Origin of the sequence: Roseivirga sp. UBA1976 (assembly GCF_002336325.1) — a bacterium.
In the GTDB taxonomy this organism is placed as follows: domain Bacteria; phylum Bacteroidota; class Bacteroidia; order Cytophagales; family Cyclobacteriaceae; genus Roseivirga; species Roseivirga thermotolerans.
In genome coordinates this window covers 786-22,020 of sequence record NZ_DDDQ01000152.1, presented here as the reverse complement: position 1 = coordinate 22,020, position 21,235 = coordinate 786, and the positions used below count along the sequence as shown (strand labels likewise).

Annotated in this window: 27 protein-coding genes and 1 tRNA gene; 19 read left to right on the top strand and 9 right to left on the bottom strand. The window is 42.5% G+C overall.

Annotated features, from left to right (window positions below):
• On the bottom strand, nucleotides 1-188 hold a 188-nt coding region (locus tag B3763_RS15665; RefSeq protein ID WP_286747675.1), incomplete at its 3' end, for a hypothetical protein.
• Nucleotides 189-526: 338 nt separating this feature from the next.
• Here B3763_RS15665 and B3763_RS15660 point away from each other — a divergent pair.
• The 3 genes from B3763_RS15660 (at nucleotide 527) to B3763_RS15650 (ending at nucleotide 2,853) form a co-directional block, all read left to right on the top strand.
• Nucleotides 527-1,555 (top strand): DUF2806 domain-containing protein, encoded by a 1,029-nt coding sequence (locus B3763_RS15660; protein WP_286747673.1) that lies wholly within the window; start codon nucleotides 527-529, stop codon nucleotides 1,553-1,555.
• A 325-nt stretch (nucleotides 1,556-1,880) separates the two neighbouring features.
• Nucleotides 1,881-2,342, top strand: a complete 462-nt coding sequence (locus B3763_RS15655; protein ID WP_286747671.1) for a hypothetical protein — start codon at nucleotides 1,881-1,883, stop codon at nucleotides 2,340-2,342.
• A gap of 13 nt (nucleotides 2,343-2,355) precedes the next feature.
• Nucleotides 2,356-2,853: a hypothetical protein gene (locus B3763_RS15650; RefSeq protein ID WP_286747669.1), complete on the top strand. Its 498-nt coding sequence runs from the start codon at nucleotides 2,356-2,358 to the stop codon at nucleotides 2,851-2,853.
• 136 nt (nucleotides 2,854-2,989) lie between these two features.
• Here the strand turns inward: B3763_RS15650 and B3763_RS15645 are convergent, their stop codons facing one another.
• Both B3763_RS15645 and B3763_RS15640 read right to left on the bottom strand, forming a co-directional pair.
• Entirely contained in the window at nucleotides 2,990-4,162 is a 1,173-nt protein-coding gene (locus B3763_RS15645) for a site-specific integrase (protein ID WP_286747668.1), read from the bottom strand.
• 136 nt (nucleotides 4,163-4,298) lie between these two features.
• A tRNA-Met gene (locus B3763_RS15640) sits at nucleotides 4,299-4,371 on the bottom strand.
• A gap of 92 nt (nucleotides 4,372-4,463) precedes the next feature.
• On the opposite strand from B3763_RS15640, the gene era reads away from it, so the two are divergent.
• The 3 genes from era to der all read left to right on the top strand — a co-directional run bounded on the left by era (nucleotide 4,464) and on the right by der (nucleotide 7,088).
• Complete coding sequence (gene era, locus B3763_RS15635; RefSeq protein WP_286747666.1) at nucleotides 4,464-5,351, top strand: GTPase Era; 888 nt, start codon at nucleotides 4,464-4,466, stop codon at nucleotides 5,349-5,351.
• 49 nt (nucleotides 5,352-5,400) lie between these two features.
• Nucleotides 5,401-5,571 (top strand): four helix bundle protein, encoded by a 171-nt coding sequence (locus B3763_RS19060; RefSeq protein ID WP_353884913.1) that lies wholly within the window; start codon nucleotides 5,401-5,403, stop codon nucleotides 5,569-5,571.
• Between the two features lie 209 nt (nucleotides 5,572-5,780).
• Nucleotides 5,781-7,088: a ribosome biogenesis GTPase Der gene (gene der, locus B3763_RS15630; RefSeq protein WP_286747664.1), complete on the top strand. Its 1,308-nt coding sequence runs from the start codon at nucleotides 5,781-5,783 to the stop codon at nucleotides 7,086-7,088.
• Between the two features lie 111 nt (nucleotides 7,089-7,199).
• On the opposite strand, the gene B3763_RS15625 is transcribed toward der, so the two are convergent.
• Complete coding sequence (locus tag B3763_RS15625) at nucleotides 7,200-7,865, bottom strand: hypothetical protein (RefSeq protein WP_286747662.1); 666 nt, start codon at nucleotides 7,863-7,865, stop codon at nucleotides 7,200-7,202.
• On the opposite strand from B3763_RS15625, the gene B3763_RS15620 reads away from it, so the two are divergent.
• Nucleotides 7,864-8,466, top strand: a complete 603-nt coding sequence (locus tag B3763_RS15620; protein WP_286747660.1) for a transcription elongation protein SprT — start codon at nucleotides 7,864-7,866, stop codon at nucleotides 8,464-8,466. The genes B3763_RS15625 and B3763_RS15620 overlap by 2 nt on opposite strands.
• Nucleotides 8,467-8,504: 38 nt before the next feature.
• Here B3763_RS15620 and B3763_RS15615 read toward each other — a convergent pair whose 3' ends face one another.
• Together B3763_RS15615 and murQ are read right to left on the bottom strand one after the other, a co-directional pair.
• Entirely contained in the window at nucleotides 8,505-9,077 is a 573-nt protein-coding gene (locus B3763_RS15615; RefSeq protein ID WP_286747658.1) for a hypothetical protein, read from the bottom strand.
• 1 nt (nucleotide 9,078) lies between these two features.
• A complete protein-coding gene (gene murQ / locus B3763_RS15610) occupies nucleotides 9,079-9,885 on the bottom strand; it encodes an N-acetylmuramic acid 6-phosphate etherase (protein WP_189629244.1) in 807 nt (268 codons plus the stop codon).
• Between the two features lie 47 nt (nucleotides 9,886-9,932).
• Here murQ and B3763_RS15605 point away from each other — a divergent pair, with 47 nt between their 5' ends.
• Nucleotides 9,933-11,477 carry a M20/M25/M40 family metallo-hydrolase gene (locus tag B3763_RS15605; protein ID WP_286747655.1) on the top strand — a complete coding sequence of 515 codons (1,545 nt, stop codon included), beginning with the start codon at nucleotides 9,933-9,935 and terminating at the stop codon, nucleotides 11,475-11,477.
• Nucleotides 11,478-11,499: 22 nt separating this feature from the next.
• Entirely contained in the window at nucleotides 11,500-11,877 is a 378-nt protein-coding gene (locus B3763_RS15600) for a hypothetical protein (protein WP_189629242.1), read from the top strand.
• Nucleotides 11,878-12,037: 160 nt separating this feature from the next.
• Here the strand turns inward: B3763_RS15600 and B3763_RS15595 are convergent, their stop codons facing one another.
• Nucleotides 12,038-12,874 (bottom strand): N-acetylglucosamine kinase, encoded by an 837-nt coding sequence (locus tag B3763_RS15595; RefSeq protein ID WP_286747652.1) that lies wholly within the window; start codon nucleotides 12,872-12,874, stop codon nucleotides 12,038-12,040.
• Nucleotides 12,875-12,987: 113 nt separating this feature from the next.
• Between B3763_RS15595 and B3763_RS15590 the strand changes: the two genes are divergently transcribed.
• From B3763_RS15590 to B3763_RS15570, 5 genes are all read left to right on the top strand, one after another.
• A complete protein-coding gene (locus tag B3763_RS15590; RefSeq protein ID WP_286747650.1) occupies nucleotides 12,988-13,569 on the top strand; it encodes a hypothetical protein in 582 nt (193 codons plus the stop codon).
• The gene (locus tag B3763_RS15585) at nucleotides 13,559-13,846 is read left to right on the top strand and encodes a winged helix-turn-helix domain-containing protein (protein ID WP_189629239.1); all 288 of its coding nucleotides are present in this window, start codon (nucleotides 13,559-13,561) and stop codon (nucleotides 13,844-13,846) included. Before B3763_RS15590 ends, B3763_RS15585 begins: the two co-directional genes overlap by 11 nt.
• Before the next feature lie 50 nt (nucleotides 13,847-13,896).
• Nucleotides 13,897-14,448 (top strand): hypothetical protein, encoded by a 552-nt coding sequence (locus B3763_RS15580; protein ID WP_189629238.1) that lies wholly within the window; start codon nucleotides 13,897-13,899, stop codon nucleotides 14,446-14,448.
• A 158-nt stretch (nucleotides 14,449-14,606) separates the two neighbouring features.
• Nucleotides 14,607-15,071 carry a DUF2306 domain-containing protein gene (locus B3763_RS15575; protein WP_286747645.1) on the top strand — a complete coding sequence of 155 codons (465 nt, stop codon included), beginning with the start codon at nucleotides 14,607-14,609 and terminating at the stop codon, nucleotides 15,069-15,071.
• A 94-nt stretch (nucleotides 15,072-15,165) separates the two neighbouring features.
• On the top strand, nucleotides 15,166-15,945 hold the full coding sequence (locus B3763_RS15570; protein ID WP_286747643.1) for a peptidase: 780 nt from the start codon (nucleotides 15,166-15,168) through the stop codon (nucleotides 15,943-15,945).
• A gap of 210 nt (nucleotides 15,946-16,155) precedes the next feature.
• Here the strand turns inward: B3763_RS15570 and B3763_RS15565 are convergent, their stop codons facing one another.
• Both B3763_RS15565 and B3763_RS15560 read right to left on the bottom strand, forming a co-directional pair.
• On the bottom strand, nucleotides 16,156-16,386 hold the full coding sequence (locus tag B3763_RS15565) for a cytochrome b5 domain-containing protein (protein ID WP_286747677.1): 231 nt from the start codon (nucleotides 16,384-16,386) through the stop codon (nucleotides 16,156-16,158).
• A 7-nt stretch (nucleotides 16,387-16,393) separates the two neighbouring features.
• Nucleotides 16,394-17,101, bottom strand: coding sequence for an RDD family protein (locus B3763_RS15560; protein WP_286747641.1), 708 nt, complete (start codon nucleotides 17,099-17,101; stop codon nucleotides 16,394-16,396).
• A gap of 44 nt (nucleotides 17,102-17,145) precedes the next feature.
• Here B3763_RS15560 and B3763_RS15555 point away from each other — a divergent pair, with 44 nt between their 5' ends.
• From B3763_RS15555 to B3763_RS15535, 5 genes are all read left to right on the top strand, one after another.
• On the top strand, nucleotides 17,146-18,114 hold the full coding sequence (locus B3763_RS15555; protein ID WP_286747639.1) for a stage II sporulation protein M: 969 nt from the start codon (nucleotides 17,146-17,148) through the stop codon (nucleotides 18,112-18,114).
• Nucleotides 18,092-18,991 (top strand): hypothetical protein, encoded by a 900-nt coding sequence (locus B3763_RS15550; protein WP_286747636.1) that lies wholly within the window; start codon nucleotides 18,092-18,094, stop codon nucleotides 18,989-18,991. Before B3763_RS15555 ends, B3763_RS15550 begins: the two co-directional genes overlap by 23 nt.
• On the top strand, nucleotides 18,972-19,673 hold the full coding sequence (locus tag B3763_RS15545) for a DUF4129 domain-containing protein (RefSeq protein ID WP_286747634.1): 702 nt from the start codon (nucleotides 18,972-18,974) through the stop codon (nucleotides 19,671-19,673). Before B3763_RS15550 ends, B3763_RS15545 begins: the two co-directional genes overlap by 20 nt.
• A complete protein-coding gene (locus B3763_RS15540; RefSeq protein ID WP_286747632.1) occupies nucleotides 19,660-20,856 on the top strand; it encodes a DUF4350 domain-containing protein in 1,197 nt (398 codons plus the stop codon). Before B3763_RS15545 ends, B3763_RS15540 begins: the two co-directional genes overlap by 14 nt.
• A 1-nt stretch (nucleotide 20,857) precedes the next feature.
• Nucleotides 20,858-21,235: AAA family ATPase (locus B3763_RS15535; RefSeq protein ID WP_286747630.1), on the top strand; the 378-nt coding region annotated here is incomplete at its 3' end.

Below are 21,235 nucleotides of genomic sequence, written 5' to 3'. Positions count from 1 at the left end.
GCCTCCGACAACAAATCATTGGGCTTCTCAAGCTCCTTGTCTCTCAAATAATATAAGTTAGCATTATAGTCGGTATTGAAATCAACCTCATATCGGTAATGAAGGAGAGGAAACTCTCTATCATTCTTGAGTAAGAACTGATATTTGCTTTTCAGTTGTGCTTGTTGTCCGTTACAACGAACTCTCATATACAAAGGATGATATAATTCTTGTGACACGAATGAACCAATGACTCTCTTAATATTTTTGAACGTAGATTCAGAAATATCTAAAGGCTTCAAACTTTTATTTAAGTAATAATTAACAGTTACCTTCATTTACAAATAAGCTTGTGTAAAGCTATCAAAAAACTAGATTATCAAAATTGCAAAAGCCACCGGCCATGTGATAAGCATTCATTTCCTAGTAGATATGTGTGGTTTGTTCCTTCTTATGCCCAGCATTTTGGAATCAAACTGGCGAGGGAAGCACTAACTATTTGAGGATTATGTGAATAAGCCTTAATATTCATATCAAATAGCACCGCATGAGCAATTCAAATCTTCCAGAGAAAAAAAATGAGGTCAAAACTTGGCTAGGTCAGTTCATCCAGGATCTGGCCATAATTGAGCTGCCTGAAATTGTTGAAAGAAACCTAGTGAGATCTGTCAGCAAACTAATGACCGGCTTTGTTGATATTCCAGCTGCTTATCTACACGAATTCAAAAGGAGAATAGAAAGAGAGACCGAAGCAAAAGACTTAATCTCCAGAGCCAATGCTGAAGACATAGTTGAGTTCAACCGGAAGGATCAGGAATTCATTGCAAGTTCTGCAAGCTACTATTCAATACAGCAATTCAAAGAAGCCGGTAATAGAAGGGCTGTATTGGAAAAGACCATAAATGAATTGGAAGACAGGACCATTTCAGAAGATGCCAAAGAAGAAATCGATGAAGACTGGCTGGCCAGGTTCGCAAAAATCGCAAATGATGTATCTAAAGAAGATGTTCAGCTAATACTAGCCAAAATCTTGGCCGGAGAAATATCTAAGCCAGGCTCATTCAGCACAATGACTTTAAAAGTGCTTGAGAGAATGGATAGAAGAGCTGCGGATGAGTTTGGAAGTTTAGTTAGTCATATAATTACCACGGAAAGTTTACACGGGATAATCTTTATTGCTATTGAGAACCAAAGCACCGGTACACTCATACGAAGAAACATGCTGAGCCATGAAATCTCTAAAATGATCAATCCAGAAGAATATCCCAGAATTGACGACTATCCAATTTTAGTTGATATTGGTATTCTTAGGCCCTTTCAAGCATATAAGTCGATAAAGCCCAATGAACTAGCTAGTTTCCAGATTGGATCGACTGCCGTGGGTTTAGCATTAAAAAGTGAATTCGCATACCCATTGAATGATCAGGACGAGAAGAGTTTCAAATGTTTGGAACTCACCACTGCAGGTTATGAATTGCTTCCTTTCATCACCTTGGTACCATGTCCTGATATCTATTTCGAAGAATTAGGTAGGTTCCTTCTAAGGAACACTTCACACAATTTGATAAAATTATAAATAGTCTCATCCGCTAAAAAATCACATAGTCAAAGTTGCTTAAACCACCGGCCATGTGGTAGGTATTCATTTCATAGTAGATCTGGGTCGTTTCTTCCTTTTTATGCCTCAGCATTTTGGACACAAACTGGCTTGGGAAACTTGGGTAAAACAGTGTTTGGTTTCCTATACAGAAACCTGTTATTCATCAGCCAGTTAAACCAAATGCCATATTTTGTCGTTGCTTAAACAGAAATATTGTATATTATTGCAACAATTCTGACCTGAACAAATAAATTATTGGTGTGTAATTTGCTTTATGTTTTACACCTAATTTGAATTGTCGATGCACATAACCCCTTCAAATATTAAGGAAACCAGTAATGGCGAATGGTTTGATTCACTAATCGCTTCAATAAGAGCTGATGAAGTACAGTTGGATAGCGGAGTAGCTTCTGAAGAAAAGCAAAAAATGTATCAATCCTTCATTAATAGAGACACCTTTGAACTCGCTAAATACAATCGTCAGTTTTTGATCAGAGCATTGGTTCCAAATGCTATTAATGATTTCCTGATCGCTCTTGATCATCGCAAGCCCAATAAACTTGCCTTTTCTTATACCGACTCTTCTCTATTGGCTTGGGTAGAAATAAAAGAAGGAAACGAGGAAATGGAGGATCTGTTAATTGACGCTGAAGCAATGATTAACGCCAAATATTATGAATATGGATTCCATATGGATTCCATGGTAGTCGAAGACTCAGATAATTTTGAAATCCCACCCCATTATAAACCTTTAATCGGTTAATCTTTTTCTGGCCTTGTCGAAATATGATGATCACATAGCGCAGGCCACCAATAATCTGGAGTTTCTAGTTGAAGTGAACGCCATGGGAAATAACCGCATGGATTGGCAAGTGACCATTGCGTTTTATACTTCTCTACATTTAATCAACGTCCATGTTCTGGCTACAACAGGTAAGTTCTATCAAAAGCATATTGATGTTCATTTTGCCATCAATCCACACAAGCATGGAGATGGGCAGTTGCCTATAGAAATTTACAGGTCATATATGAAGCTCTTTAGGTTGTCTAGAAGATCAAGATATTTATGCTCAGATGATCCTAAGGCCACTCCCACAATGAACAATATTTCGCACCATATAAAGCCCAGCCACCTAGCAAAAGCCTTTAGGAATCTAGACAAGGTTCTGGATTTCTTTGTAACAAAGCACAACTTGAAAATTGACCCTTCAGAAGTTGAATGTGATGCGCTTGGGAATTCTGAATCAATGAAATTTTTCAAAAAGAAAGCTTAGAACACCACATCATCAAAATTGCTTAACCCTCCGGCCATATGGTAAGCGTTCATTTCATAATAGATCTCTGTGGTCTCCTCCTTACTATGCCCTAGCATTTTGGAAACAAACTGGCGGGGGAAGCCACTAGAGTACATTAAGCCTCTAAACTCTTAATCATATGCTCAGGCTTTTGCTCGTAATAATTTGTGAAAACCTGACTCTTCTTCTCATGGCCAAGTATGGCCTTAACTGTTGTTTCTGAAATATTCCTGCTTACCAATATGTCGGTAAAGGAATGCCTCGCGGTTTTATTTGAGATAGATTTACTTATTCCGGCCATAGCTGCTATCCGCTTAAGTGCTCTATTGTAAGGCGGCTCTTCAATTGTGTAGAATACCAAGTCATTATCGCTATCAACCTTAGCTAGTTTCTCAATTAGAATACTTTCTCCTTCCGGGAAGAAATAAATGGGTATAGTAAAGGGGAGACCATTCTTGGCTCTATTTCCAAGAATAAACCTTTTTCCATCAATCAATTGCACCTGGCTCTTCCGGAGCTGCTGAATATCACTGTAGTACAGCCCGGAGTAACATTGAAATACAAATACATCCCTATGCTCAGAGAGTGAAGAGTCCGATTCTGGAAAACTCAGTTTCCGGATCTGATCTATTTCATTTTCAAATAAGGCTACCCGGTTGGTTTGGGATTTGGGAATTCGCAGCTCTACATTCTCAAATGGATTTCTGGGCAAATAATCCCGTCTAACCGCATCCTTTATTATCTTCTTGAAGGGCTCAAAGTATTTCTCAACAGTATTTCCAGCCTGTTCCTTGGTATCAAGGAGAAAATCCCGAAAGTTTATGAATAGCCTTTCCTCAAGGTTCACAAATTTTATATCCGGGTTAAACTCATTCAGCAACTTCTCAAAGGTTTGATATTTCTTCTTAGTACGGATCGCATTGAATTTGTAGGTTCGGATATATTCATTCACATAATCGTTTACGCTGGTCTTATCGCCTCTCCTCTCAAAAAACTCACGCATTATATTTAAAGTGAGAGGCTTTCCGGTTAGGGCAAGCTTATCCGCATATTCGTATAGCTCAGCTACCTTCTTCTTTATCGCCTGGTTAAATTCGAAATGAGATCGATGTCGGTCAGAGACCCATTTGTTCTCTTTGCCAGTCCAGTGCTTTGATTCGACCCTGGGAAGGCCCGGATTAAAATAGGTGGTCTTCCTATTTATTGTCGCCCTAATACTGATTGTATAAAGCCCACTGGAGTTCTGCCGGTTGGTCCGGTTAAATACCACATCAAAATAGTGTGCCATAATTATAAACCGATTTGTAAAACAAATAGCAAAAACTATCAGTATCTAACAAGAAATCTAAGACAAGAAAAAAGCCTTAACTCTTTCGAATTAAGGCTTTTATGTTTTGTTAGTCCTCTTTAGAACTTGATTCAAGTAGCGGGAGCAGGACTCGAACCTGCGACCTTTGGGTTATGAGCCCAACGAGCTACCAACTGCTCCATCCCGCGATATAAACATCTTCAGACGATTTCCGAAGTGGGCTACAAAGGTATGTGACATTTCCATTCTAAACAAGTACCTTTGACCATTAATTTTAACAATGTCTAACAAACCACATAAAGCCGGGTTCATCAGTATTATCGGAAAACCCAATGTTGGCAAATCAACATTAATGAATGCCCTTGTGGGCGAACGACTTAGCATTATTACCTCTAAGGCGCAAACCACCAGACACAGAATTATGGGCATTTTGAGTGGAGATGATTTTCAGGTAATTTATTCGGATACTCCGGGAATTCTTAAGCCGGAATATAAACTGCACGAAACCATGATGAGCTTTGTAAACAGCTCGTTTGAAGATGCCGATGTACTGCTGTTTGTAACAGACCTCTACGAAAAATACGATGGCGAAAGGCAACTGGACTTCTTAAAAGATCTGGACATTCCTAAAATTTTGGTCATGAACAAGGTAGATCTGGCCAAAGGGTCTCAGGCTGAAGACAAAATGGCCTACTGGAAAGAAATGTACGATTTCGATGCCGAGATAATGGTATCTGCACTAGAAGGGCTCAACGTAGAAAGCCTTTTCCAGATGATCATTGAGTTACTTCCAGAGCACCCCGCCTATTTCCCCAAAGAAGAGCTCACAGACAAACCCGAGCGTTTCTTTGTGAATGAAATCATAAGGGAAAAAATTTTCCTCAACTACAAAAAGGAAATTCCCTACAGCTGTGAGGTGGTAACTCACTCTTTTAAGGAAGATGAAAGGATCATTAGAATAATGTCAGACATCTACGTAGAAAGAAAAAGTCAGAAAGGCATTGTAATTGGCCACAAGGGGGAAGCCATAAAAAAAGTTGGTATACAAGCACGAGAAGAATTGGAGAAGTTCTTCGGAAAACAAGTGCATTTAGAGACCTTTGTGAAAGTTGAGCAAGACTGGAGAAAGAAAGAACAGAAACTCAAGGGATTCGGGTATAGCAATTAAGAATTACGAATTTTCAATCAAGGGAATTCGGAGACTACGAATACACACAATGAAGAGATATAATATTGTTCAAGAGAAGTCTTATGCGTTTGCATTAGAAATCTTGAGAATAGCAAAAAACCTAAGAGCTGAGTCTACAGATCGAGTTTTGATTAATCAATTAGTGCGATCCGGAGTTCCCATTGGGGCTAATGTAGAAGAAGCTATTGGAGCTCAATAAGACAGGGATTTTTGCATAGAATTAGCATTTTCTTTCAGGAAGCGAGAGAAACAAAGTAATGGATCTCATGGCTAAGAGGCACAGAAGAATTTGGAGTTTCAAAAGCAGAAAGCCTCCTGGAGAAATGTGAAGAACTATTAAGAATTTTAGGCAGCATTCAGGTAAAACTGAAATCTCGCAATTCTTAATTCGTAATTGAAAACAGAGAGATGGCAAATATAATCGCGATAGTGGGCCGCCCCAATGTGGGGAAATCAACTTTCTTTAACCGACTGGTGGAGAAAAGGCAGGCCATTATGGACAATGAAAGTGGCGTAACCCGTGACAGACACTATGGCTATGGCCAGTGGATCGGCAAGCATTTTACAGTAATTGATACCGGTGGGTATGTTACCGGCTCAGACGATGTTTTCGAAGGAGCTATTCGCGAGCAGGTAGTAGAAGCTATGAATGAAGCTTCGGTGATCCTGTTTATGGTAGATTGTCATGACGGGCTTACCGGGTTGGATAAAGATTTTGCCAAAGTAGTGCGTGGGCTGGAAAAGCCTATCTATATAGTAGCCAACAAGGCCGACACCCAGGAATGGTCCTTTCAGTCGCATGAATTTTATGCTTTAGGCATCGGAGAGGTATTCCCTATATCGGCTGCCAACGGTTCTGGAACGGGTGAATTACTCGATGAGGTGGTGAAGCACTTTGAAGACGAAGGCATAGACAACCCTGAGGCCGATGTACCCCGAATTGCCATTCTGGGCCGTCCGAATGCCGGCAAGTCATCGTTTGTCAATGCCTTGCTTGGCAAAGAGCGGACTATTGTAACCGATGTTGCCGGTACCACGCGCGACTCCATCAACACCCGCTATAAACTGTTCGGAAAAGACTTTATTCTTACCGATACGGCCGGAATCAGAAAAAAATCCAAAGTACACGAAGACATTGAGTTTTACTCCGTAATGAGGGCTCTGCAAGCCTTACAAGATTCCGATGTTTGTGTGGTAATGGTAGATGCCACCCGTGGCCTGGAATCTCAGGATGTCAACATCATTAGCCTTGCCCTAAAGTATAAGAAAGGCATTATGCTTATGATTAATAAGTGGGACCTGATTGAAAAGGAAACCAACACCATGAACAAGTTTGTGGCTGAAATAGACGAAAAGCTAGGCCAAAACACATGGATACCTAAAATCTTTACTTCAGTAACCGAAAAGAAACGCATTTTTCAGGCCATAGAACTGGCGGTTAAGGTCTTTGAAAACCGACAAAGAAAGGTAAGCACCTCTCAACTCAATGATGCAATTCTGCCGGAAATTGAGCGATACCCTCCACCGGCCATTAAGGGCAAATACGTAAAGATTAAATACATCACTCAGTTGCCAACCCACACTCCAACTATTGCATTTTTCTGCAATTTACCTCAGTACATTAAAGCTCCTTACGAAGCCTATCTGGAAAATAAAATCCGAGAACACTTCGATTTTGAGGGAGTACCGATAAAGCTGGTATTCAGAAAGAAATAAGTTGGAGTGCCAATCTATTGAAGGTTTTGCCCTAAACGCAAAGAAGAATACTATTGCTGTTGAGTGCCATTTGGAGATATAGCCGCGAATTCCGGTTTTAGCTACTCACACCTAGTACTTGGGCACAGTAAATAGCTCAGCAATTATACGCCTGTGTCTGCGTGTATAGGCATTCCTTACGGGATGTGCCGGTGTGGTTTTCAAAAAATACCGCAAGGGCTCATATACCAATATATCGGCATAGTTACCGTGCTTGTCGGTCTCATCAGCTATAATCGATTCGGCCTGCCAAATGAGCCTGTTGTTGTTTAACTGATATAACTTCATTCGAATAACTTTTTGAAAATAAATCTCTTCTCTGATAACAGGAACCGAGCGATCGCTACCTCTAATAGTAATGGTCTCTTTCTTTCCTTCGGCAGTCTTTTTTTCAATGGTTTGAGACTCACCCCGTATGGTGTAAGAATCTTCCGTTTGCCTGAGTATTGGTGCACTTACAAACACCTCCAAGCGAAGGACAAAGTTGGCAGACTCCTCCGTTCGGCTAATGGAATAGCCCAGGTCATACAACCTCAGGCGCACCTTCTGCAGGTAGGGAAGTAATTCGAGGTTTTCATTTAAACCACTTTCATCTACATAGATTTGCGTTATTTTGGACCTATTAATATTTCCAATGCTGTAAGTGTCTGTACTTACGCTCAGTCGGGAAAACCATTGAGCATTTAGAGAAGTGTGGCAAAGAAGAAAGGGAAGGAAAAAGGCAAATAATCGATTCATGGAGAGAGATGTTTTTGTTCAATTAATAACAAGAAAAGTGCCAAAGGAGGCTCTCGATTATTGCATACAACTCTATGAAGATCAGCCATTTCAGTTCAGGCTTTCTAAAAAAAGGCAATCAAAACTAGGCGACTATCGGTTCGACCCACGGGCCAAAAGTCATACAGTAACTGTCAATGAAGACTTGCATCCTTACCAGTTTTTAATCACCTATGTGCACGAAGTAGCCCATCGGAGGGTGCACGAACAACACCGAAACCTGAAACCACATGGACTGCACTGGAAAAATGAGTTTAGACGATTAATGCTTCCGCTGCTTAGGCCAGAGGTATTTCCAAACACCGTACTTGGGCCACTTGCCCGGCACATGAAAAATCCAAAGGCAAGCACCTCGGCCGATCCTGCCTTAATGATAGCCCTGAAGCAATTTGAAGCAGACTCAGAAAGGTCAACTATTGCCAGCTTGCCGCTCCTAGCTGAATTTCGGTTTAGAAAAAGGTACTTCCGCAAGCTGGAAGTAAAGCGCACACGTGCGCTGTGTCTGGATCTGGAAAACAAGAAGCGATACCTCATCCCTTTGGTGGCTGAAGTAGATGGTTAAGCAGCTCCCTTTTAGCGCACTCCCTTAAAAGTGAGCGTTTAAATCAAGCCAATTCTTCTACCAATAATGGAATGTATGCGCTCAAAAAGAACAACAGGTTTTAAGGTTCTCCACTCCAATACCTCCAGGTCTCCACCAAAGTTGATATAACTATCTACATTATAGTTCTTCATTTCATCCACTACAAAGTCGCGAAAACCAATGGCGGTTATCCAGCCATCTTCCATATCATCGAACCACTCTTCGTAGTAGCTATCGTCAGAGCCGTGAAAGTTGAGAATGTTCTCCCCGATAAGAATGTACTTGTCGATGCCATGGTAGTTGAAATGGTCAACAATATTGCGCTTTAAGTGCATGATATCATTGTTCAGCGCATCGTTCCACTCCCCGATGAACTCTATGATGATAAAACCCCGGTTATAATCGACATAAAGGATTTTAATAAAGAGGGTTTCCGAACCCATAAAATCCCAGGCCGGATCTATATAATAGCCATAAATGGTTTCGGAATAGAGTTCATAATTATACTCTTTTCCGGAATAAGGAGAGTTAGGATCATCAGCCACATTGTAATACTTAAGCCAGGAATAGTAAGGCTCAATTTGGTGCATGTCAGGAGTTCTTTATAAAATCAATCACCTTCCTCACAGATCCATGTTCTTTCAACAGTTTCTCTGCTGTGGGGTAGTCTACCTGTAGCATTTCCATCACCATTTTAGTTCCGCGGTCAACCAGCTTATTATTAGAAAGCTGCATATCTACCATACGGTTGCCTTCTACCCTGCCCAACTGAATCATTACCGTAGTTGAAATCATATTGAGCACCAATTTTTGAGCTGTTCCCGCTTTCATTCTCGTACTGCCAGTAACGAATTCAGGGCCTACAATGGGCTCAATGGGGTAATCAACTTCCCAGGCCAAAGCAGAATCCGGATTACAGGTAATGCATCCGGTGAGAATACCATGTTCTTTGGCCTTTTTCACTCCACCAATCACATAGGGAGTTCGGCCAGAAGCAGCAATTCCGATGACGGTATCTTTATGGTTGATCATGTATTCCTGAAGGTCTTTCCAGGCTTGCTCCTCATCGTCTTCGGCAAATTCTACAGCCTTTCTGATGGCACCATCGCCTCCGGCAATCAAGCCAACCACCATTCCATGCTCCACTCCGTAAGTTGGAGGACACTCAGAGGCGTCAACTACCCCCAGTCGGCCACTGGTGCCAGCACCTATGTAGAATAGCCTGCCTCCCTTTTCCATTCGCGGTACAATCTCTTTCACCAAGGCCTCCACTTGGGGAATCACTTTCTCAACTGCCTGTGCTACCGTCTGATCTTCGCGGTTGATGTTTACAAGCAACTCCTTTACAGACATTTGCTCCAGGTGATTATGATTGGACTCTGACTCGGTTACGTTCATTTTAATTCTTTCAAAAAAGGTCTAAATTCCATTCAAACTTAATGCATATGGTTTTCAAATCCCCGATTAGAGTTGCTATAGTTTTATTTCTATGGTTGTATTGTTTGCCTTTAAAGTCGCAAAAATTAAGTACCAATCAATACGAAACCCTTAGCAGGGAATATGCCTTGGCTTCCATTCCCGAGCTACGCGCCTTCCTTTCTATTCCAAACAACGCTCTTATCGAGGAGCACGTAGAAAACAACCTTAGGTTTCTGGAGCTGGCTTTTGAAAAAAGAAGGTTCTCTACCCAACGATTGCCCAGCACCAGCCGAACGGCCTTTTTTGCTGAGCGCATAGTTCAAAAATCGCTTCCTACTGTACTGGTTTATATGCATTTTGATGGCCAGCCGGTAGATGCCCGTCAATGGAACCAGGCCGATCCATACCAACCGGTTTTAAAAAGACCACTGGCTGATGGCTCATATGAAACCGTTGATTGGCAAACTATTACAAATACACTACCTGATGAATATAGAGTTTTTGCCCGATCCGCTTCTGATGATAAGTCGCCCATTATTATGTTTTTGGCAGCACTCGATGCATTGCAGTCTGCAGGACTTGAGCCTTCTTTCAACCTGAAGGTAATTCTCGACCCGGAAGAAGAACAAGGTTCTAAAAGCATGCCTGAGGTTATCGACCAGTTTGGCGATTTACTTTCGGCAGATCATATGGTAATTTTTGACGGACCGGTTCACGACTCCAATTCACCCACTTTGGTATTTGGGTGTAGAGGTATTGCCGGCATTGAACTAACAGTTTATGGTCCAAGAACACCACAGCACAGCGGACATTTTGGCAATTATGCCCCCAACCCGGCCTTGCGTTTGGCTCAACTGCTCTCTTCTATGAAAGACGAAGGTGGCAAGGTTACTATTCCCGGTTTTTATGACGGTATTGACCTTACCCCTGAAATCAAGGAAATTCTAGCGGCCGTACCAGACGATGTCGCTCAGATTAAAAAGAGGGTGGGAATTGCCGAAACCGATAAGGTTGGAGCCAATTATCAGGAGGCTATGCAATACCCCAGTCTAAACATCAGAGGTTTTCGATCGGGTTGGGTGGGGGCAGAAGCCCGAACCATAGTTCCTGAAAAAGCTGTAGCTACTCTGGATATTCGGTTGGTACCGGAGAGTGACGGTACCCGTTTGGTAAAGCTGGTTAAAGAGCATATTCTGGCGCAAGGGTATTATCTTATTGAAGACCGTGACCCTTCGGAAGAGGAGCGATTGACACATGATAAAATCATTCGGTTTGACCATGACCCCTCGGAAATGTGGAAAGCCTTTAATACACCCATTCATTCGAAAACGGGAGAGTGGCTTTACCACAGCTTAAAAAATGTTCATCAGCAGGAAGTAGCCAGAATCCGTTTGGCCGGAGGCAGCGTGCCCATAGCATTCTTTGTAAACAAGCTTGATATTCCCGCGGTTTTAGTTCCTCTGGTGAACCCCGATAATAACCAGCACAGTCCAAATGAGAACATACGTATGGGGCATTATAGAAACGGAATCAAGACGATTTTGGGGGTGTTGACAAGTAGTATCGAGTAGATTTTAAGTAGAAAGTATTGAGATGTTTAGATTCCGGAAAAAACCAATAATTATTGAGAAGTCTGATCAAGAGATTATTTGTCAAAATCTCCTATTAGTCTATTCTGAACTAAACAACAATGGTCTAAGAGCTCATTCTGGATTAATTAAAAGAGCTATCAAATCCATTTATGAGCAAGATTATGAACGTTTTGTGGATTTGATCACAAACTCAGGAGCAATTGGAGGATCCGGTTCGATTCTAGATTTAGACTTAGGATCAGAATTTGATAATAAGTTCTGCAAACTCTTGAAATCAATTACCAACGCAGGAGTAGACAACAAGCGCTTGAATAGAACTATCAAATTACTTGAAAGGCTTGAGAAAAGAAGAGTAAGTAATAAGGAATCTCGAATCTAAAATCCCCTCCTGGTCAGGAGGGGAGCAGGTAACAGCAAGCCAGAAAGTTTGTTCTTGAACTATTAAGTCTTGGCGAATATTGTAGCGGCTATTCAGTTAAATTATCATGGACGAAACAGAAAGTACTCGAGCCTGGCTACTTTGTATCAATACTCAACCACTACTTATGAAACAACGTGAGTCCAGCTATCGGATACTCCGAAACATGCTTCACTAAAATTCCCTTATCCTGAGCCACCTCTCTGAGAATGTTACTGAAGTAATAGGCTACAGAACCTGTAAAATGCACCGGAAGCGTATCGTAGCCTTCATACTTCATCACGTTTTTGGTAATGAAGGTATCGAACCCGGTTGAAACCAATGAGTGCATGTACGGCTCGGCAATGTGCTGACCTATAAACTTAGCGAAGCTGGCCAAAAAACGACCGGGCATTGGCTCCTGATAAATATGGGTAAGGAACTTATCTTTAGTAAGACCAAAGGTTTCTTTGAAAATTTCTCTCAGGTGTGCGGGCATGTCCTTGCGATAGTAGTCAGTTACCAACATCTTTCCCAGGTAAGTTCCTCCTCCTTCATCGGCAATGGCCCAGCCTAAAGAGGGAACATTTTGGATAATCTTGCGACCATCGTAGAGGCAAGAATTGGTGCCGGTGCCAATAATACAGGCAATACCGGGCTCCTCCCCACAAAGCGAACGGGCAGCAGCCAGCAAATCATGATTTACATCTATTTTGGCCGTGGGGTAGTACTTAGCAAGTAATCGGGCAATTTTCTCTCTATTGGTTCCGGAAGAGCAACCTGTTCCATAAAAGTATATCTCATGGATCTTGTCCGGAATCTGATCATATAAATCTTTGATTACCGTGAGCATCTCCTCCTCGGTCTGGTAATAAGGATTAATACCGGCCGTTCGGGCCTGCTCAATAGAACCATCGCTTTGAATTAACCGCCAATCGGTTTTGGTAAAACCACTATCTGCTATGAGAACTTTCGCCATATTTCTTAGAAAGCATCAAAAATAGTTATTCGAACGAAACCTGAAACCCAGATACATCGTGTATTCATTTGGTTTATAATATAAACTACTTTATAATTGTAAAATTTTCAACCATGGAAGACAAAGAACTATCCCCTCAGGAAAGCCTGGATTTAATTCAGCAAATGATTGGTAAAGCCCGAAAGCGCTATACAGATAACAGCTTCTATTTCTTGTTGTGGGGTTGGATAACTATTGTAGCGAGTGTATTCCACTATGTTGCGGCCTCCTACACCAGCTTTGAATACCCCTATGCCGGATGGAGCCTTACCGTTGTAGGAGCTATTGTTTCCATGGTAAAAGGGAGTAAGGATGGCAGAACGGCCAGAGTACACAACTACACCGATAAAATGTATGGATGGCTATGGGCAAGCCTGGGGATAGGCATGTTCACCATCATTTTTAATGGGCAGCTACTGGGTTGGAGTGTGGTTCCTTTCATATTGCTTTTTGCAGGCATTGGCACCTCCGTATCTGGTGCCATGATGAACTTTCTGCCCCTCCGAATTGGTGCGGTCATCTTTTGGTTGTTAGCTTTGGCGGCCTTTAGGGTAGACCCAAACCAGCAAATGCTACTAATGGCCTCGGGAGTGGCTTTCGGCTACCTGATTCCGGGTTACATTATGAAATCAAACGCAAAGAAGAATGCCATTTGAAGCACTCGATCCTTTATTGCACTCACAGCTTCGGCTGGCTGTTATGTCCCTGCTCATTAGTGTAGAAAGTGCCGATTTTGTATACATTAAGGAGCAGACAGGCGCCACTGCCGGCAACCTGAGCGTCCAGATCGACAAACTTTCGAGTGCCGGTTATATTTCTGTTGAAAAGAAATTTGAAGGGAAGAAACCCAAAACCACCTGCAAGATTACCCAAACGGGTGTCGATGCGTTCGAGAACTACGTGAAGAATATTCAACAATACCTCAAGCCTTAAAAAATTTTAAATATTTAGTTTATAACATAAACCAGTTTAAGAATAAAATCATGAAAACAACTCCATTACTCCATTCCATGCAGCACTTCATCCTAGGGATGATGATTGTTGCAGCTTCCTTGATTAGTCAGAAGACTCAAGCCCAAAACGCCCGCATTTCAAAAGATGAAATGCAAAAACTATCCGGTTGGGTAGGTGAATGGAAAGGGGAAGGTTGGCAGATGGACCAACAAACCAGGCAGAAAATCACCTTCACCGTAGTAGAGAAAGTTGAGCAGCGGCTGGATGGCATGGCGCTGATTGTTGAAGGTAAGGGCTCTTCCAACGGCACTCTGGGGCATCATGCTATGGCCATGGTTTACTACAATGCCGATGCCGGACACTACGATTTTCACTCTCTGGTAATGCAAGGACACTCTACCATGGCCAAAGGGGAGTTTAATGATAAAGGTGAGTTTGTTTGGGGGTTCAAAGTTCCGCAGGGCGAGGTACGCTATGTAATAACCATTGAAGGTGACACCTGGACCGAAAAAGGTGCTTTCTCTATGGATGGCAGTACCTGGTACCCTACCATGGAAATGCAGCTAAAGAGAGTCAAGTAGGCAATGCAACATTGGCCCTGACTCTGAAACCTGCCTCCAAAAGGCAGGCATGAATAATGAAAGTTGATAACCAGGGAGGTCTTCCTTTCAGGATTTAGGGTTTTTCATTTCCTCCTTAATCACTTACTCCTTACAAAAATTAATATAAAGACTCAGATATGATTCATTCAACAATTGGCCTCTTCCATACGGCTATGGCCTTTTTGACCATGGCCACCGGGGCCACAGTAATTTTTATGCACAAAGGCACAAAAAGGCATAAACAATGGGGATATGTATATGTAACCAGTATGTTGCTTCTCAATGGTTCTGCCTTTTTCATTTACAACTTTGGCAATAGACCTTCTCTCTTTCATCTTTTTGCGCTCATTAGTTTGGCAACTCTTGTGGCAGGTATTGTACCGGCTATTACCAAAAAACACAAAAATTGGTACCCCAGGCACTTCTACTTCATGAGCTGGTCAGTGGTGGGGCTCTATTGCGCTTTTTGGGCCGAAACAGGCACCAGACTTCTCAACGGACAACACTTTTGGTGGGCAGTTGCTATTGCCTCTACATCTACAGCATTGGTGGGTAAAGTATTTATTGACCGGGAGGCTAAAAAGTTATTTGGTAAGGCATAGAAACAAGACCTCCTTTTTTGGAGAAAGCAACATTTTAGCGAAAATTGAAGCCTCAAAGGTATAAACAACCACCGTTTTTGGCCGTTTTGTAATTATGCGAAAGATAAAGAGTTTACAGATTGTACTTCTTGGCACTTTATGCCTACTTTTTACCCAGTGTAGTAAAAGTGACGATGCCAATCCTTCGGGAGGCAATGAACCGGATAATGCAAAAAATATTGGTCCGGTAGGTAGTTCGGCCAATGATTTGCTCTCGGCAGAAAACTACAACTTTCTGGTAGTAGAGGTGCAGTATGCAGCCGGCTACGCGCCTCCTGGTCAGAGCATCAATTATTTGCAAAACTTTCTAAACAACCGGCTCAATAAACCTGCCGGAATAACCGTAAACGTTACTGAGGTAGAAGCTCCCGGCCAAAGCAGCTACAGTATTTCAGAGCTACGCGCTATGGAAGATGAAAAGCGTACCCAGTTTACCAACGGTTCTAAGGTGGCCGTTTACATATATCTGGCCGATGGTAGCTACGACCAAAACAACAATGTGCTTGGCGTTGCTCACCGAAACACTTCAATAGTTCTATTCCAGAAACGAATAGAAGAGGTCTCCGGTGGAGTAGGTCAGGTTTCCACTTCACTCCTTACTTCTACCGTACTGGCTCACGAGGTAGGTCATCTTTTAGGCCTGGTTAACAACGGCAGCCCTATGCAAACCAATCATCACGACAGTGCCAATGGTGCTCACTGTACTGCAGAAGACTGCCTGATGTATTTCTCGGTTGAAAGTACTTCCGGCCTCAGCGATTTGTTAGGCATGAGCAGCCCACCAGATCTGGATGCTAACTGCCTGGCCGACTTATCAGCTAATGGCGGTAAATAGCTGATTGGTTATTCGTTGTTTATTGATCGTAAAAGAGTCAATTTGCTCCTTTCTCAGCCGGAAGCATGCGTTATAGTCATCAGAATTTGTATCTCGTAGTAAGTCCCGGACGTCCTCTTAGGTGCTGAGAACAAATTAATCACCAATGAAGATCGGTCAATAGTTGTTAGCACTATTGCATCGTTGTCCAACGGCCCGTTGAATGATCAACTAATCTACTAATACACCAACAAGCTCAAACCGCTCAAACACCTTATCCGTGTGAGGGGCATCTGGCAACTCATCTGTCAAATCCTGACCGGCCCAGTGCTCATAGTGTTTGCCGGTTTTCCAAAGCCGGGAATCGCTCACGTCATAGATTTCGCCCTTATAGGCCACCCAAACCTCTGGTTTGTCCTGGCCATTTCTAAGCGCCAATTGTGCCTTGGTATATGATTTCAGAGGCATATCAGCGAGTCATGTAGTAGGTATGGTCACGCAGCAGCGTATAAAGAAACTTGACGGTAGGTAGTTCGCTATGAATATTGTACTTCTCTTTTAGCTTTTCTTCCAGCCTTTCTATGGGCACGGGATTCGCATCTTCTCTAAAAGCCTTAAGTGCGGCCTTAATGAGCCTTACTTCGTGATCCCTCAGGTGACTGGCCTCAAAGAAAACCGGCTCATAGCTTTCATCTACTTTGTCCATAATGGCTTTGTTCTGCACATTCGTGGCCGAAACTTTCCGCATTTTCACTACGGTGGTGCCGGCCACTAAATCGCCCAGCCGCTGCCCCTTGCGAGTGAGAATAATCAGTACCACAGCCAAGCCCACAATAAAAAAATCGAACACCTCCATTACCATTCTCAAAAAGTAAGACGGTAATGACGGGGAGCTACCATCGATTTTAACCACCTTAATACTCAGGGCCATTTTACCCACAGTCTGTCCGTTGCAAGTGGCCTCGCAGATAAACCTATAGAGGTATGAAATAATGTAGATAATGACATTCAGGGCTATACTCTCCATACCGGTTTTGGAGAATATAAAACTCAACACCAAATTGATACTAAGAATAATGAGTATGTCGATAACGAACGCCAAAATACGCTCACCTATACCTGCCAATTCATAGTCAAGCTGAATGTTTTGTGAGGTTTGAATACTTACTGCTTGCATATGAATCTTTATTGAATAATTTTTGGCTTAAATACGAATCTGTAATGAGGGAATCGGTTTTTGTGAAGGCAAATATAAGTAAATGGGAAAAGTTCGAAAGCCTGATTTCGTCTAAGGAAAAAAAGGATCCGGATGAACTAGCCTCATTGTTCATTCAGCTTACCGATGACCTGGCCTTTGCCCGCACGCATTACCCCAAATCAGATGTTACCTCCTACCTGAACAACCTCTCAACCAAGGTTCATCAGGATATCTACCGAAATAAAAAAGAGCGCAAAAACCGTTTTGTCCGTTTCTGGAAATATGAACTGCCCGAAATCTTTTGGGCTCACAGAAAAGAGTTCATGGCCTCCTTCCTCTTTTTTCTGGTTTCTTGCATTATAGGAGCGTTTTCGGCTGCTCAAGATCAAAGCTTTGTTCGCTTAATCTTAGGAGACACCTACGTTAATCTCACGCTTGAAAATATAGAAAAAGGCGAACCTATGGGTATTTATGGCTCTATGGCCCAAACCGATATGTTTTTTGCCATCACATTCAATAACATTCGGGTGTCTTTTGTAGCCTTTGCTTTTGGTATTGCCTCTTCAGTAGGCACCGTTTATTTGCTGTTCAGAAATGGTGTAATGTTGGGGTCTTTTCAGTACTTCTTTTACTCTAAAGGGCTTTTGCTTACTTCAGTGCTCACCATTTGGATACATGGCACAATAGAGATTATTTCCATAATAATGGCCGGAGGAGCTGGGCTAATAATGGGCAATTCGTGGATGTTTCCCGGTACCTTGCCCAGGCTACACTCTTTGCGTCAAGGCGCCCTAAAGGGGGCCAAGGTAGTGCTGGGCTTAGTGCCATTATTCATTATTGCCGGCTTTCTGGAGTCGTTCGTTACCCGACTTTTTGGTATGCCCAATGTGCTTAAAGCAACCATTATTGTGTTGTCGTTAATTTCAATGGTATATTACATTATTCTTTACCCTAGAAAACTTTATAAAAATGGCGTATTCACCTCAAATTGAGTTTTATAAAAAGAGGCAATTCAGCGACAAAATAAACGCAACCTTTACCTTTTTAAGAGAAAATGCATGGCCCTACATCAAGATTCAACTGATGATAGCCGGCCCTATACTTTTACTCACTAACATACTTACCAACCAATTGAGCATTGGCTTTCTCGGGTTCAGTCCGGAAGATGTAACGGCTAGTATGATTTTAGACTTTTTCAAACTCTACGGGCTTATTCTGCTGAGTACACTCGTTACGGCCACGCTGGTCCCGATCATTACTTTTAGCTACATGAAAGCCTACCAAAGCCACGCTCCCAGTGAAATATCGGCAGCTATGGTGCTTAAAAATTTGGGCAGCAAGTTCTTTAATCTGCTGGGCTTTAACATTCTTATGTACATAGCCATAATTATAGCTATGTTCTTTCTTGTTTTGCCGGCCATTTACATAGGCATTGTGCTCAGCCTGGGCTCTGCCATTATACTCTTTGAAGAAAACAACCCAATAGACACCTTCAGTAGAGCTTTTACCCTTATTAAAGGAAAATGGTGGAGCACATTTGGTCTGGTAATCGTAATGGGAATAATCGGCTATGTGATTAGCCTCTTCTTTGGCTTACCCAGAACCTTACTGTTCAGTGTAAAGGCGATTACCACCACTTTTTCTGATGGCGATTTATCTGCCGTTACTCAAATGACCACCGGTGAGCAGGCCTTAAGTATACTTTTTTCAGTGTTTGAAACTTTTGGTTCTATACTGCTCTATTCCTTGTCTTATATTGCCATTGCATTTCAGTATTTCAATCTGGTAGAACGAAGGGAGTCGCGTGGGCTCATGAGTCAAATTGAGGGGATGGACAAGGCTGCGGCCGATGATGATGAACATTATTAATCGACTGATCTATTCTTTAATACTTATTCTTTTAGCTGGTGCTCCTCTTGCGGCACAAAGTGGAGATTCAGTGCGTAGGTTCGACACTGAAAAAAGGCTACAGTTGCAAGAAGAACACAGCTATGAGGTGGCCGACCCTATTGCGGAAGGGGCCTTTCAACGCTTTTGGAACCGGCTCAAGGCTTGGTTTTTCAGTTTGGTTGCCTCCAAAAATACCGGCAGCCTCATTAATCTATTTATAAAAATCCTTTTACTCGTTGCCTTTGTGTTCCTCATTGTAAAACTTACCGGCACAGAGATTTCCGGAGTTTTCAGGGCATCAAAGCCCAATGTAAAACTTGAGGTAGACGAAACACAGCTCCACGAAATAGATTTTGATGCTGCCATTGCACAAGCAAAAAACCAAAACGATTGGCGCCTTAGTATCCGGCTCATTTACCTTAAATCACTAAAATTTCTCTGGGAACAGGAAATCGTATCGGTTCGTAAAGGGAAAACCAACATGGAATACCTTTATGAGCTTAAAGAAAGGCCACTGGCCAGCGATTTTGAGAGACTGAGCTTTATTTTTGACTATACCTGGTATGGTCATTTCGATGCCTCAGAGCTGCATGTACAAAAAGCCGAGGCTTACTGCAAAGCTATTGTTGACCCTCTAAATGTGAGGCATGAAAAAGGATAGAGCCTACCTCATATTTACGGCAGCCGCTATTGCCATTTTTGTGCTGTATCAGCTCGCACAAAAGCAGGCCACAGATTGGACTACCACTTTCCATCACCGCGATAAAAACCCATTCGGAGCCGAGTTGGTGCATGAGCTTATGCCCGATCTTTTTATGGGTAAACCTGTACCCTCCGTATTCCGAACCGTGTATGAGTTGGTAGAAACAGACACTCTGGGAGAAAACCTGCTGATTGTGACTCAGTCATTCTCAACCGATAAAAACGACTTTAACGCTATGGTGCGCCATGCGCAACAGGGCTTTACCATTCTTGTGGCAGCCTATAATTTTGGGGGGGCACTGGCCGACAGCCTGAATATTTCTACCTGGGAGACCATCCGTGTACGGACGCTCAATTCTTCCAGTGTAGAGCAAATTCTTGGACAGCAGCATTCAGACTCTATAACTTTCACGCAAAGCAAAAAATCGATTACCGTACCCTCACTGGCTGCCACGGGTTATTTCACCGAGGTAGAAGACAGCAACTTGGAAGTTCTGGCTGAAGATGCCCAGGGGAACCCTGTATTGATTCGATGGAAGGTTGGCGAAGGAAGTATTTTGCTATGCTCTACTCCATTGGCCTTTACCAATTACATGGTGATGGATGACCAAGCCTACAAATTTACCGAGCACTTGCTCAATTATTTTCCCGAAAATATCCCGGTGGTACACAACGAATATTATCATTTGGGCAGGCTGGAAAGCTCCACACCGCTAAGGGTACTTTTAAGAGACGAAAACCTTCGTGCAGCTACTTACATAATGCTCATTGGCTTTTTGCTGTTTCTGCTCTTTGGTACAAAGCGTAAGCAAAGACTTATCCCTGTTATTGGCACCCTGCAAAACACATCGCTTGAATTTACCCAAACCCTGGGCAGGCTCTACTACAGGCAAAGAGACCATAGAAAACTGGCCGAAAAGCGGATGAAATACTGGGTAGACTATATATACCGAAGGTACAATTTACGCCCCCTTTGGAACGCTGAATTTATAGAACTACTAGCCCAAAAAAGCGGTGCAGACCTGAAGGTATGTCAGCGACTGGTAGAACTATTTAAGCAAGTTGAAACAGGTGCAAGTGTTTCTAATGAGCACCTGATGAAAATTGAAAACACATTGAACGAATTTTACGGAATAGAATAATATGGAGAATCAAGAATCTTTCGAAAGCAGAATAGACCTGGCGCCATTGAAAACCGGAGTGGAGAAAATCCGCGAACAGATAGGCAAAATCATTGTTGGGCAACAGAAAATGGTCGATCTTATTATTACAGCCATTTTGGCCGATGGTCATATTTTGCTGGAAGGTGTGCCGGGTGTGGCCAAAACTCTGGCCTCCAAACTTGTGGCTCGCTGTATATCGGTAGACTTTTCGAGGGTTCAGTTCACTCCAGACCTCATGCCATCTGATGTGCTCGGCACAAGTGTTTTTAACCTGAAGAGCTCTGAGTTCGAATTTAAGAAAGGCCCTATTTTCTCCAACATAGTGCTCATCGATGAAATTAACCGGGCCCCGGCCAAA